Origin of the sequence: Exiguobacterium sp. AT1b, assembly GCF_000023045.1 — a bacterium.
GTDB lineage: Bacteria > Bacillota > Bacilli > Exiguobacteriales > Exiguobacteriaceae > Exiguobacterium.
Genome location: NC_012673.1, coordinates 396099 through 408979, shown reverse-complemented (window position 1 = coordinate 408979; position 12881 = coordinate 396099). Strand labels below are relative to the sequence as shown.

13 protein-coding genes are annotated in these 12881 nt (G+C 49.0%); all 13 read left to right on the top strand.

Annotated elements, in window-relative coordinates; all coding sequences use genetic code 11:
* The first annotated feature begins 47 nt into the window (after positions 1-47).
* On the top strand, positions 48-815 hold the full coding sequence (locus tag EAT1B_RS02205) for a segregation/condensation protein A (RefSeq protein WP_012726496.1): 768 nt from the start codon (positions 48-50) through the stop codon (positions 813-815).
* On the top strand, positions 793-1386 hold the full coding sequence (gene scpB / locus EAT1B_RS02200; protein ID WP_041917904.1) for an SMC-Scp complex subunit ScpB: 594 nt from the start codon (positions 793-795) through the stop codon (positions 1384-1386). The genes EAT1B_RS02205 and scpB overlap by 23 nt, the downstream gene beginning before the upstream one ends.
* A gap of 4 nt (positions 1387-1390) precedes the next feature.
* Entirely contained in the window at positions 1391-2149 is a 759-nt protein-coding gene (locus tag EAT1B_RS02195; RefSeq protein ID WP_012726494.1) for a pseudouridine synthase, read from the top strand.
* Positions 2150-2285: 136 nt separating this feature from the next.
* On the top strand, positions 2286-2867 hold the full coding sequence (gene resA / locus EAT1B_RS02190; protein WP_047795228.1) for a thiol-disulfide oxidoreductase ResA: 582 nt from the start codon (positions 2286-2288) through the stop codon (positions 2865-2867).
* 19 nt (positions 2868-2886) lie between these two features.
* Positions 2887-4431 (top strand): cytochrome c biogenesis protein ResB, encoded by a 1545-nt coding sequence (locus EAT1B_RS02185; protein WP_012726492.1) that lies wholly within the window; start codon positions 2887-2889, stop codon positions 4429-4431.
* On the top strand, positions 4431-5615 hold the full coding sequence (gene ccsB / locus EAT1B_RS02180) for a c-type cytochrome biogenesis protein CcsB (RefSeq protein ID WP_012726491.1): 1185 nt from the start codon (positions 4431-4433) through the stop codon (positions 5613-5615). The genes EAT1B_RS02185 and ccsB overlap by 1 nt, the downstream gene beginning before the upstream one ends.
* A gap of 160 nt (positions 5616-5775) precedes the next feature.
* A complete protein-coding gene (locus EAT1B_RS02175; protein ID WP_012726490.1) occupies positions 5776-6492 on the top strand; it encodes a response regulator transcription factor in 717 nt (238 codons plus the stop codon).
* Entirely contained in the window at positions 6489-8198 is a 1710-nt protein-coding gene (locus tag EAT1B_RS02170) for an ATP-binding protein (RefSeq protein ID WP_012726489.1), read from the top strand. Before EAT1B_RS02175 ends, EAT1B_RS02170 begins: the two co-directional genes overlap by 4 nt.
* A gap of 49 nt (positions 8199-8247) precedes the next feature.
* Positions 8248-8799: a cob(I)yrinic acid a,c-diamide adenosyltransferase gene (locus tag EAT1B_RS02165; RefSeq protein ID WP_012726488.1), complete on the top strand. Its 552-nt coding sequence runs from the start codon at positions 8248-8250 to the stop codon at positions 8797-8799.
* A gap of 7 nt (positions 8800-8806) precedes the next feature.
* The gene (yfmF, locus tag EAT1B_RS02160) at positions 8807-10045 is read left to right on the top strand and encodes an EF-P 5-aminopentanol modification-associated protein YfmF (protein WP_012726487.1); all 1239 of its coding nucleotides are present in this window, start codon (positions 8807-8809) and stop codon (positions 10043-10045) included.
* Entirely contained in the window at positions 10042-11301 is a 1260-nt protein-coding gene (yfmH, locus tag EAT1B_RS02155; protein WP_012726486.1) for an EF-P 5-aminopentanol modification-associated protein YfmH, read from the top strand. The genes yfmF and yfmH overlap by 4 nt, the downstream gene beginning before the upstream one ends.
* Positions 11298-11993 (top strand): elongation factor P 5-aminopentanone reductase, encoded by a 696-nt coding sequence (ymfI, locus tag EAT1B_RS02150; protein WP_012726485.1) that lies wholly within the window; start codon positions 11298-11300, stop codon positions 11991-11993. The genes yfmH and ymfI overlap by 4 nt, the downstream gene beginning before the upstream one ends.
* 93 nt (positions 11994-12086) lie before the next feature.
* A complete protein-coding gene (locus EAT1B_RS02145; protein ID WP_012726484.1) occupies positions 12087-12863 on the top strand; it encodes a YmfK family protein in 777 nt (258 codons plus the stop codon).
* The last annotated feature ends 18 nt before the right edge of the window (positions 12864-12881 follow it).

Genomic DNA, 12881 nt, shown 5'->3' with positions numbered 1-12881 from the left:
AAACATGTTATACTAAAGCGCAAAAATGTAAAATGGCAGGTGTCTCTATGGAAGCCTATAACGTTAAAATTGATACGTTCGAAGGTCCACTCGACCTGTTGCTCCATTTGATTGGGAAAATGGAGATTGATATCGTCGACATTTCCGTGGCAGAAGTCACTGACCAGTATGTCGGCTATATTCGCACGATGCAAAAATTTGAACTCGATGTGGCCAGTGAATACTTGGTCATGGCGGCGACGTTGCTCCAATTGAAGAGCAAGCAATTGTTACCGCCAGTGCCGGTCGAGGATGAAGAGGTTCCAGACTTCAGTGAGGAACCGACACGTGAAGGTCTCATTCGTCAATTGATTGAATACAAAGCATATAAAGAAGCGGTCGTCTTCATGCGTGAACAAGAAGAACACCGTCTTGAATTGTATACGCGACCGGGTGAAGATTTGACGACGTATATGTCTGAAGAGGTGTCTAAGTATGACGGACCACTCAACTTCTCGGATCTTCTTCACGCCTATTCGAAGATGATTGAACGGAAACGTTGGAAAGAACGACGCAAAAAGACGATCAAGCGGGAAGAGCGTACGCTTGAAGAGCAGATGACGCGTCTTCATGAACACGTATCGTCGACGAGACAAACGTCGTTTTTCGCCTTTTTTGTTGAACGACCGAACGTCTCAGATCTCGTCGTGACGTTTATGGCGCTTTTGGAGCTGATCAAGTTGCGAATCGTCGAAACGAAACAACTCGACCAAGATATTCAAATCTCATTCATTGAAGCGTCAAAGAAAGGGGATGAAGCGGTTGCTGTCTTATGAGACGATTATTGAAGGATTGCTGTTCGTCGTCGGTGACGAAGGAATGGAAGTACGCGCGCTCGCCGAGACGCTTGATATCTCAGAAGCTGCGGCACGAGAACAGCTCAGTAAGCTGGAGGCATCGTTCAAGTCATCGAACCGACCGTTTCAGCTCATGGAATCGGCAGGTGTCTATAAGCTCGTGACCGTTCCGGACGTCTCCCCGTACATTCAGAAATATGTCGGGACGATGGCAGAGCAGGCGCTCTCACGTGCAGCGATGGAGACGCTTGTCATCATCGCCTACAAACAGCCGGTCACACGAGCGGATATCGAAGAGATTCGCGGAGTCAAAGTCGAACGGGTCATCCATACGTTGTTATCGAAAGGATTGATCGAGTCGGCTGGCCGCGCGAAGACGATTGGTCGTGCCAAGCTGTATCGTACGACAGAGCACTTCCTCGACCATTTCGGGTTCAACTCACTCGAGGAACTGCCACCATTAACATTTGAGGATGAACTGACAGACGAAGGCGATTTGTTCTTCGGTCAGGAATCACCGAAGCAAGAAGAGAGATTGGAGAAGGATTAATCATATGGAACGTTTGCAAAAAGTAATCGCACAAGCGGGGGTCGCCTCGCGTCGGAAAGCGGAAGAAATGATTTTGGATGGTCGCGTCCGCGTGAACGGAAAAGTCGTCCGTGAACTAGGGACGAAAGTTGGACCGAAGTCAGAGATTGAAGTCGATGGCGTCAAAATCGAACAAGAAGAGCATGTCTACTATTTACTCTATAAACCTAGTGGCTACGTCTCGACGGTCGATGACGACAAAGGACGTAAAGTCATCACAGACCTCGTCCCGCCAGGAGCACGTGTATTCCCGGTCGGTCGTCTCGACTACAACACGACGGGACTCATCATCTTGACGAACGATGGCGAGTTCTCGAACATGATGACGCACCCGAAATATAAAATTCAAAAGCGTTATGTGGCAAAAGTGAAGAACATCCCATCATACTTGGCCATCAAACAGCTTGAGTCTGGCGTCGAACTCGATGACGGATTCAAAACGGGTAGTGCGAAAGTGAAGATGAAGTCTGTGGACCAGAAGAAGAACACAGCCATCCTCGAAATCGTCATCTCGGAAGGTCACAATCGTCAAATCCGTCGGATGGTGGAAGCCATTGGTTCAGAGGTCATCAAACTGAAGCGCGAACAGTTCGGTTTCTTGACGCTCGACGGTTTGAACACGGGCGACTGGCGTGAACTTTCACACAAAGAAATCAGTAAGCTTCGGGAACTTGCGAACCCTACCGTTCCACCGAAACCACGAGGCAAAAAGAAGAAAAAATAACAACAAAAAATCGTCCTGAAATAGGATGATTTTTTTGATTGTGTAGATTGTGTGACAAAAAAATGAAAAAAGTCTGTTAATGTGCGTTTTTAATGTTTTTTCAGTACAATAGCAACTGAAGGATGGTGTGAAAACGATGACAAAAGATCAACAAAAAGACGACCGGATGGAACAAGCGGTCGCAAAAAAGAAAAAGAGGTCATTTTGGCGGATGATGATCATGACGGTCGTACTCTTTGCGGGAGCGGTTACGATCATGCAAACATTCGACCAAGCGGGTAACGATGGACGTATCGAGGCGGGAGACGAGGCACCGAACTTCAAGCTCGTCACGCTCGACGGTTCGACCTTGTATGAGCGAGACAACTACGAAGGTAAAGGGATGCTCTTGAACTTCTGGGGTACGTTCTGTGAACCGTGTAAGAAAGAGATGCCGGTCGTACAAGAAAACTATGCGACACTTCAAGACATGGGTGTCGATTTTTGGGCCGTGAACGTCGGAGAGACACCGCTTCGTGTCGATAATTTCATCAACGACCTCGGTGTCGGGCTCGACTATCCGATTTTGATGGATACCCAGAGCGAAGTCGAAGGAGCGTATGGCATTTATAACCTACCCGTCACATTCGTCATCGATGGTGAAGGGAACGTAATTGAAAAGTATGAAGGTGAACTCACGAAAGAGAAATTGATGGAGCTAGCCGAGAAGTCATTGTAAGCGAACGGGGGACGCACAGATGCTAGATATGAAATACGAAGGCGCTGATTTACGGTCGAAGCGTCGTCCGAAATCGATCATTGACCGTGTGTGGAACTTCTTTGCATCGGTCAAGGTGGGGTTGTGGTTAATTGCATTGATCATTGTCGGTTCGGCAATCGGAACAATCTTTCCTCAAGAGATGTACATCCCACAACAGTTACCGCCTGAACAATATTATATGGAGGAGTATGGAACACCGGGTTCTATTTATTACGCCCTCGGATTCCATAACCTATACACATCGTGGTGGTACATCGGTCTGATTGTCATGTTGACGCTCTCACTCGTCGTCGTGTCGATTGACCGTGGGGTTCCGCTCTATAAGGCGCTTAAAAAACAACCGGTCAGACGGACAGAACGTTTTATGAAGGGGCAACGTCTCTTCGGACAAGGTGATGGGACGGAGGCTCAAATTGACGAGATCGCAGTCGCACTTAAAAAGAAACGATATACCGTCAAACGGGACGGCGATGCTCTGTTAGCAGAGAAACACCGGTTTGGTCGTTGGGGTCCGTACGTCAACCACCTCGGACTTGTCATCTTCTTCCTAGGGGCGATGCTGCGAGTGTTCCCTGCATTCCATACGGATACGCTCGAATGGGTGCGTGAAGGCGACACGGTGTCGCTAGAGGCGACTGACGGCGAGTACTACTTACGGAACGACCAGTTCATTCTTGAAATGTACGACCCTGAGAACAATGAAGAGGACGCGAAGTTCGCGGCCGCCATTGAAAAAGCAGGGGCCGTTCCGAAAAATTATGAGACAGAGTTGACGTTATTCAAAAAGACGGGAACGAACGAGGACGGATCGCCGCAACTCGAACAAGTCGAAGTCGGTTCGACGAAAGTCAACCACCCGTTTAAATTCGATAAATTTGAAGTGTATCAGGAACAATATTCAAGCCGTCCAGAGTTCTTGTCGATGTCGTTCATGTTGGCAGATAAAGAAACCGGCGACGAATATGGTCCGTTCAAAGTCGATTTGGAGAATCCAGAGAAGTCTTATGAACTCGATGGGGTCACCGTCACGTTGAAGGATTTGTATCCAGACTTCGAAGTGAAAGATGGGCAACCGAATACGAAATCACCACGTGCACTGAATCCTGCCTTCTTCTTCAACGTCGAATCACCTGAAGGCGAAACGGAGTCGAATTTGATCGGCATTCGTCTGAATGTCGCTGATGAAGAGAACCGCTATGAAGTGCAATTTGCGGGAACAGAGATGGCGAGCACGAGTGGTTTACGTGTGAAGAGTGACTCCACTTATCCGATTTTGATCGTCGGTGCCACAATCTTTATGATCGGTATTGCGATGGGCATGTACTGGCCACACCGTCGCGTTTGGATCCGTCGCCATGAAGAGGGTGTGCTCGTCGCTGGTTTTACGAACAAAAACCCGTCCTCGCTCCGTCGTGAAGTGTCGCCGCTATTAGAACAAAGTGGCTTACCGATGTGGGAAGACCAGGCGAGATTCACAGAGAAGTCGGAGAATGAGTCAACAGATGAAAGAGGGGAATCTTGATGGAATGGATTGAATGGAGCAGCCGAATGCTGTTTATCGCGTTCTTCCTATATGCAATCTCGACGGTTCTCTTTACGATTGCCGTCAGCGGTATGCGTAAAGATCGAAACGTCAACCGTGTTGCCTATGGGAAATACGCTTTTATCTTGGCAATCATCGGCTTTATCGCTCAAATGACATATTTCTTTATGCGTTGGGCAGGTGTCGGCTATGCGCCGGTATCAAACTTATACGAATATACGACGTTCTTCGGTATGATGATGGTGCTCGGGTTCCTCGTCGTATATGGAATCTATAAAAATGATGTACTCGGCTTGTTCGCGATGCCGGTGGCGTTACTCGTCATCGCCTTCGCATCGATGTTCTCAAGTGAGGTCGCACCGCTCATCCCGGCACTCAACAGTGTATGGTTGAAAATTCACGTTACGACGGCTGCGCTCGGACAAGGGATTTTGGCAATCAGTTTTGCATCGGGCCTCATTTTCTTATTGAACGAAACATCGATGAAAGAACAGTCTAAGTCACGGACGTGGCTCGAAGTGACGATGTTCGTCCTCATGTGCACGCTCGGTTTCATCATCGTTTCGATGTTATTCAAGGGAATCGGTGCCGGTGGTGTCGTCGAGTTCACGAACGACCGCGGTCAAGCGGAGACGTATGAATATTTCATGCCAATCTTGTTCGTCCCAGAAGGGGCACAACTCGTGTCTGGTGCGAGTGGCTTGTCACTCGAACTCCCGAACTGGATCAATACACTCAAGTTGAACACGCTCATCTGGTCGGTCATCGGCGGAATTGTGATTTACGTGTTGCTCCGTTTTGTCATCTTGCGCAAACGCGTCGCTGAAGCGCTTCAACCCCTTGCGAAAAAAGTCGACCTTGATCTCGCTGATGAAATCAGCTATCGCTCGGTCGCGATCGGGTTACCGGTCTTTATCCTTGGTGGTCTGATCTTTGCGATGATTTGGGCACAGATTGCCTGGAACCGTTTCTGGGGATGGGACCCGAAAGAAGTTTGGGCTCTCATCACGATGCTGATCTATATCTATTACTTGCATATGCGCATTCAGCGTGGCTGGACAGGAACGAAAGCGGCCTGGTTATGTGTCGGTGGATTTGCCATCATCATGTTCAACCTCGTCTTCGTCAACCTGGTCATCGCCGGTCTTCATTCATATGCCTGACATAAAAGAAGTCACAATTGTGACTTCTTTTTCATTTGGTCCATCAAATCATCGTTGTGAAGCGAAATAATAGAGTGGTATAGTTATGGCAGAGAGTGGAATGTTCACAATTGTGCAACATTCGCTACAACTCGTAATGGGTCTTAGGAGGGTTTCAGGTATGGCTGAGAAAACGAAGATTTTAGTAGTCGACGACGAGGAGAGAATTCGCCGACTTTTGAAAATGTACTTAGAACGTGAACAGTATGTGATTGAAGAAGCGGTCAATGGCGAAGAGGCGCTCGCGCTTGCCCTTGAAAACGAATACGACGTGATCTTGCTTGATTTGATGATGCCAAAGATGGATGGGGTTGAAGTATGTACAGAACTCCGGAAGACGAAAGCGACTCCGGTCATCATGCTCACAGCGAAAGGTGAGGAAATCGATCGTGTTCAAGGGTTTGAAGTCGGGGCGGATGATTACATCGTCAAGCCGTTCAGTCCGCGTGAAGTCGTGCTCCGCGTCAAGGCACTCCTTCGCCGCTCTGGTTCGACAAAGTTCATGCACACGAGTGAGAAGTCGAAGGATTTGATCGTCTTCCCACATCTCACAATCGATAATGATGCACACCGCGTCACGGTGGACGGCGAGGAAATCGCCCTCACACCAAAAGAATATGAGTTATTGTTCTTCCTCGCCAAGCAGGTGGATAAAGTCTTTTCACGAGAGCAGTTGTTAAAAGAAGTATGGAACTACGAATTTTTCGGAGACCTTCGGACCGTCGATACGCATGTGAAACGTCTTCGTGAGAAATTGAATCGTGTCTCACCGGACGCGGCGCATATGATCACGACCGTATGGGGTGTCGGGTACAAGTTCGAAGCTGCCAGTGAATGATGATTCGTCGAAACAGCATCGTCACGAAACTGTGGCTGACGATTCTCGTTTTGGTCAGTGTCATCTTATTCATCGTCTCGGTGTTGATGCTTGAATTTTTTAATTCCTTTCATATCGACCAGGAACGAGGCCATCTTGCCAAGCTCGGTGGACAGGTCCAATCGGTTTTGTTGAATGAAGGTGACACGTCCCAGACGATTGATCAAATCATCGAAGTGTACGGGGCTAACTATATCTTAGAGAACGGGACGACCCGATCGAATTTTGGAAATCAAGTGGATGGCTTGATGGTGGAACTTGAACGACAGGATTGGGAAACTTATCAGGCGGTCGGTGAGACGGCCATCGGAAATTTCTCATCTTTTGACGACCAGGCCGCGCTAGCGTATCGGACGACGTTCTCCTTATCGACGGGCCAATATACGCTCTACCTGTTTGAACCGCTCGATGCAATCTCGAGTGCGAACGCCGGTGCGCGAACCATCATTCTTTGGACCGTCGCGTCGGCCATCATCGTCACGACCGTCTTTGCTTTCTTCTTGTCGACACGAATCACGGCACCGCTCCGAGCGATGCGGGACGCGGTCAATAAGACGGGAGAGGGGCAATTTGATTTACGTTTGGAGACGAAGACACGGGATGAGATTGGCGAACTCGCGGCATCCTTCAATGCGATGAGCAGTCAGCTTTCAAAATATGTGAATGCGCTTGACCGCGAACGGTTGCAGCTCGCGTCGATTCTTCGTTCGATGGCAGACGGTGTCATCACACTCGATCGTCATGCGAACGTGATTGTCACGAACCCGCAAGCCAGTCCATTACTTCAAGACGGGCAACCACATGAGGTCGTATTGTCTCTTTATGAGGAAGTGATGGAAGGGACCTCTGAAAAGACGATCGAAGTGAAACAGGATGAGCGGTACTATACACTGACAGTCACACCACTCGTCGGAGAAGACGATTTCGAGGGTGCTGTCGTGGTCATCCGGGATACGTCAGAAAGTCATCGACTCGATAAGATGCGGACCGATTTTGTGGCGAACATTAGCCATGAACTCCGGACACCGCTCGTGACGCTTCAAGGGTATTCAGAGGCAATCATCGATGGCATTACTGAGAGCGACGAGGCGACGAAAGAGTTCGCCTCTATCATCTACGATGAATCGCTCCGCTTGGCAAGACTCGTCAATGATTTGTTGGATTTGGCACGCATCGAATCGGGTAAAGAGACGATGCATTTCACTTCGTTTGATATCGGTGATTTCTTGCCCCGAGTCATGCGAAAGTTCAATCAGATGGCATCTGAAAAAGAGATTCGTTTACAGACCGACGCCCCGCACCGTCTCATCGAGGCGGATGGCGATCGTCTCGAGCAAGTGTTCACCAACTTGATTGGCAATGCTATCGCGCATACCGATTCTGGAGAAATTCGGATTGAGGCCACAGAAGAGACGGACGGGCTACGGATTCAGTTGACGGATACAGGTCACGGAATTCCAAAAGAGGATTTGCCGTTCGTTTTCGAGCGATTCTATAAAGCCGATAAAGCCCGGACCAGTGGTTCGAAGACAGGGACAGGCATCGGACTCGCGATCGTGAAGAATGTGGTCGATGCCCATCACGGAAAAGTGAGCGTATCGAGTACACTCGGGGTCGGAACCACCTTCGAGATTTACTTACCATTTGAACAACCACACAACTCGTAATGGTGACTCGCTTGAGTCACCATTTGTGGCATTTTAAGGGGGGAGTCGAATGAAACGTTATACACGAACGGGCGACAAGGGTGAAACATCATTAATCGGTAGTCGTGTCGAGAAATCCCATCCTCAGATTGAAGCGATGGGTCATCTCGATGAGTTGAATAGTCAGATTGGACTCGCCATCGCGCATCAAGAGGATGAGACGCTCCGAATACAGCTGACGAAGATTCAGCACGACTTGTTCGACCTCGGATCGGAGCTGATGTATGCTGAGGCACCGCCAAAAATGGTCGATTTGTCGATCGTGACGGAACTAGAACGATGGATGGATGAGTGGGAAGAGTCCTGTCCGGAACTTGTGCGCTTCATCCTTCCGGGCGGCAGCGTTGCCGCAGCTAGCTTACATGTGGCTCGTGCCGTCTGTCGACGGGTCGAGCGTGACTTAGCGGCTCTCGGAGTCGCAGACCGGCAATTGCCTTACTTTAACCGCTTAAGTGATTATTTATTTACGGTTGCCCGTTACGCGAACGTCGTGGCAGGGGTGCCGGATCAAGAATATGCGCGCGGCGCTGCAGTGTTTCAACCAAAACGAAAAAAGGAGTGATCGGCAGATGAAAGGTATCGTTCAGTTCCAACATCAATTGCACTACTCGGTCTATCCGACCAAAAAATTTAAAACGACGACTTGTCTCGTGTCATTCGCCGCTCCATTATCGGCGGAGACGGTCGCAGATCGGGCATTGCTCCCGTTCATTATGGAGAAATCGACGGCAACGTATCCATCCATTGAGTTATTTCACACACCGCTAGAGGAGTTGTATGACACAAACTTATATGCTGGTGCATCTAAGATCGGAAAGGAGCACGTCATCCAATTCCAACTCGAAGTCGTCAACGATCATCTTGTCGGGGAAGACGTATTGAGTCAGGCAATCGAGTTACTCGAAGACGTTCTCCTTCGTCCGAACGCATACGATGGGGCGTTCCAGCCACTCATCGTCGAGCAGGAACGTCGATTGCAACGTCAGCGTATCGAATCGGTCTATGATGACAAAATGCGTTTCGCCCAACAGCGTCTACAAGAAATGCTCGGAGGAGAACTTGCGATTCCGTCACTCGGTACGCTTGAGCAACTCGACCATGTCACACCGAAATCATTGTATGAGGCATATCAATCGATGATTCAACATGACCGTGTGGACATCTATGTTGTCGGGGATGTCAATCGTGAGCAAGTCGAACAGGCTTTCAACCCATTGGAATCCCTTGGGACACGTCGACCACGCCTGTTACCGGAAGCGAGTCTAGGAGAGTTCAAGCGTTTGGAAGAACATCAAGACATTAAACAAAGCAAGCTCCATCTTGCCTATTCGCTTGATGTCGACCCACGAACGGAAGCGGCGATTCGCATGCAGGTCGTGAATGGACTGTTCGGTGGATTCCCTCACTCGAAGCTGTTCATGAACGTGCGTGAAAAGGAGAGCTTGGCGTACTATGCCGCCTCACAATATAGTTCCCTCAGTCGGAAGTTGTTCGTCTATGCCGGTATCGATGCGTCGAACCAGCAAAAGACCGAACAGATCATCGAAGAGCAATTGAACGCTTTACAAGCGGGCGAGTTTGAGGATGAAACGTTGCAACAGACGAAAGAGTTGTTGTTCCATCAACGTCGTCAACTTGGAGACAGTCCACGTCAATTGATTGCTTGGATGAGTGGGGCAGACGTTCGTCCGTTCTCGTTAGACGAAGAGATGGCGATCATTGAGAACACGACGCGAGATCATGTCGTCGCGCTTGCGAAAGAAATGGTACTCGAAGCGGTTTATTGCTTGAAAGGAGCAGAAGCATGAAACTAGACTTTCCTAACGTCGGAGAGACGTTACATCATCACGTTCTCGACAATGGCCTCTCCGTTTACTTATTGAAAAAGACTGGATATGAAAAAACATTCGCGACGTTCACGACCAAATATGGATCGATTGACCGACGCTTTAAACTAGAAGACTGGGTCGAGGTTCCCGATGGTATCGCGCATTTCTTAGAACATAAGATGTTCGAGAAAGAAGATGGTGACGTCTTCCAACAATTTGGTCGTCAAGGAGCGTCAGCGAACGCTTTCACGTCATTCACACGGACGGCTTATTTGTTCGGTGCCACGTCCAAGATCTCGGAAAACGTACAGACGCTGCTCGATTTCGTCCAGACCCCTTATTTCACGAAAGAGTCGGTCGAGAAAGAGAAAGGAATCATCGGTCAAGAAATTCAAATGTACCAAGACAATCCGGGGTGGCGTTTGTATTTTGGTTTAATTGAGGCGATGTACGAGACACATCCCGTCAAAATTGATATCGCAGGTACGATCGAATCGATTTCAAAGATCACGGCGGAAGACTTGTACACCTGTCATCAAGCGTTCTATCATCCGAGCAACATGGCATTGTTCGTCGTCGGGAATATCGAACCGGATGAGATGCTTGCCTTGATTCGAGATAATCAAGCAGCTAAATCTTTTGAAACGCCACGATTGAGTGCTCGCGAGACAGTAGATGAGCCGACCACGGTTCGTCTGTCAGAACGGGTCATCGAGATGGACGTCTCTGTACCGAAAGTCATGATTGGGTATAAGGACATACCGCAAGCTGGGGAAGCGGGTCTGAAGCAAGAATTGACAGTAGAACTGCTCATGCATGCGCTCTTCGACACGACAGCACCTCTTTATACAGAACTTTATGCTGAAGGATTGATTGACGATGCCTTCTCGTTTGACTATACGTCAGAGGAGACGTTCGCTTTTGCCGCCTTGTCGATGGAGACGTCGGAAGTGGATGCGTTTGTCAGCCGTGTGACGGAGGCGTTAGAACGTCCACTTCAGTTGAGTCAAGAGACGCTCGACCGGAAGAAACGCATGATGCAAGGACAGTTCTTGAAAGCATTGAACTCACCTGAGTTCATCGCCAATCAGTTCTCCCGTTATGCGCTCAATGATGGGAACTTGTTTGAAATCCCGACTTTGATTGATGCCATCACGCTCGATGAACTATACGAAGCATACGAGCGCTTGTTCCGCCGTGAACAACGAACGGTGTGCGTCGTCAAAAAACCATGAAGACATTGATTGTTGGAGCGAGCGGTGCCATCGGACGTGCCGTCTCGCTCGCTTTTCGTGAAGATGAACTAATTTTGCATGCGAACGATGGTCGTGAAAGACTTCGTCATTTGATTGATGATGAAAATCTATCGGCAACACTGCTCCCTTGTGACCTAACGGACCGTGAAGCTGTTGAGTCATGGGTACAGGATATGCCGGATGTCGATCGAATGGTATACGTGGCAGGACATGCGCTCCATGGTCTCGTCGTCGACCAGTCAATGGACGAGCTCGACCGGCTATATGATGTACATGTTCGAGCGATGATCCGACTCATCCAGTCCGTCGTTGCGAGCAAGCCTTACAATCATCATCTGGATATCGTGATCGTCTCAAGCGTATGGGGAGAGGTCGGTGCGGCGGCTGAGGTGTTTTATTCCACCGTCAAAGCGGCACAGCTCGGCTTCGTCAAAGCGTTCGCTCGAGAGGCTGGCCCGTTCAATGTTCGAATCAATGCGGTGACACCGGGGTGGATTGATACGCCAATGAATGATACGGTAGAAGAGTCGAAACAATCCGTGCTCGACGACATTCCACTAGGACGTCTCGGTGCGGCAAAGGACGTGGCCAACACCATCCGTTTCTTGTGTTCACCGGACGCCTCGTATATGACGGGCACGGTGTTACGCATCGACGGCGGTTGGCAATGATCCGATCCATGTAGATAAACCTGTTCTTTTCAATTCTTCTAAAATAATTTAAAATAGGCAAGGTAGCGAACTCGCTCGAAAGGATGGTTGGGGATGGAACATAAATTCGAAGAGTGGTATCTCGAATATGAATTGTGTCAGAATCGACCGGGTATCCTGGGAGACATCGCGTCTCTCATGGGGATGCTTCAAATCTCCATCGTCACCATCAATGGGGTCGATTTGCAGCGACGGGGGATGTTGCTCAAAGCACCAGCCGCCGATCATGTGCATCGACTCGAGCATATTTTAAAGCGGATGGAAGCCATTGCCGTCATCAAGTTGCGTCGTCCGAAGTTACGGGACCGGATTGCAATCCGTCACGGTCGCTATATCGACCATGATAGTGATGACAAAAAAACGTTTCGCTTCGTCCGTGAAGACTTGGGCATTCTCGTCGATTTCGTTGCGGAACTGATGAAGGAAGAACGCCATTTGTTGATCGGCGTACGCGGTAATCCACGCGTCGGAAAGACGGAGTCCATCGTCGCAGCGAGTGTGTGTGCGAATAAACGTTGGTTGTTTCTTTCCTCGACACTGATGAAACAGACCGTTCGGACCTCATTATTTGAAGAAGAACGGGAAGGCGATCACGTATACATAATCGATGGTGCCGTCTCCACTCGAACGATGGATGAACGACATCGCCAGCTCATCCGTGAAGTCATGCGGTTGCCGGCCGTGAAAGTTATCGAACACCCTGACCTGTATGTCCGAAACACCGATTGCGTGTATGAAGACTTTGATTATATTATTGAGTTGAGAAACAATCCGGATGAAACGATCATCATCCCACAAGAAACACATCGTGAGTCAGAATGGTTTGAATAATTATGTGAATGGAAGGTG

What these genes read in the sequence shown, in the direction of transcription:
- yfmH (WP_012726486.1), top strand. Translation starts at nt 10,042, where the DNA reads ATGAAACTAGACTTTCCTAACGTCGGAGAGACGTTACATCATCACGTT.
- EAT1B_RS02185 (WP_012726492.1), top strand. Translation starts at nt 2,887, where the DNA reads ATGCTAGATATGAAATACGAAGGCGCTGATTTACGGTCGAAGCGTCGT.
- EAT1B_RS02145 (WP_012726484.1), top strand. Translation starts at nt 12,087, where the DNA reads ATGGAACATAAATTCGAAGAGTGGTATCTCGAATATGAATTGTGTCAG.
- EAT1B_RS02205 (WP_012726496.1), top strand. Translation starts at nt 48, where the DNA reads ATGGAAGCCTATAACGTTAAAATTGATACGTTCGAAGGTCCACTCGAC.
- ccsB (WP_012726491.1), top strand. Translation starts at nt 4,431, where the DNA reads ATGGAATGGATTGAATGGAGCAGCCGAATGCTGTTTATCGCGTTCTTC.
- EAT1B_RS02165 (WP_012726488.1), top strand. Translation starts at nt 8,248, where the DNA reads ATGAAACGTTATACACGAACGGGCGACAAGGGTGAAACATCATTAATC.
- EAT1B_RS02170 (WP_012726489.1), top strand. Translation starts at nt 6,489, where the DNA reads ATGATGATTCGTCGAAACAGCATCGTCACGAAACTGTGGCTGACGATT.
- ymfI (WP_012726485.1), top strand. Translation starts at nt 11,298, where the DNA reads ATGAAGACATTGATTGTTGGAGCGAGCGGTGCCATCGGACGTGCCGTC.
- EAT1B_RS02195 (WP_012726494.1), top strand. Translation starts at nt 1,391, where the DNA reads ATGGAACGTTTGCAAAAAGTAATCGCACAAGCGGGGGTCGCCTCGCGT.
- scpB (WP_041917904.1), top strand. Translation starts at nt 793, where the DNA reads ATGAAGCGGTTGCTGTCTTATGAGACGATTATTGAAGGATTGCTGTTC.
- EAT1B_RS02175 (WP_012726490.1), top strand. Translation starts at nt 5,776, where the DNA reads ATGGCTGAGAAAACGAAGATTTTAGTAGTCGACGACGAGGAGAGAATT.
- yfmF (WP_012726487.1), top strand. Translation starts at nt 8,807, where the DNA reads ATGAAAGGTATCGTTCAGTTCCAACATCAATTGCACTACTCGGTCTAT.
- resA (WP_047795228.1), top strand. Translation starts at nt 2,286, where the DNA reads ATGACAAAAGATCAACAAAAAGACGACCGGATGGAACAAGCGGTCGCA.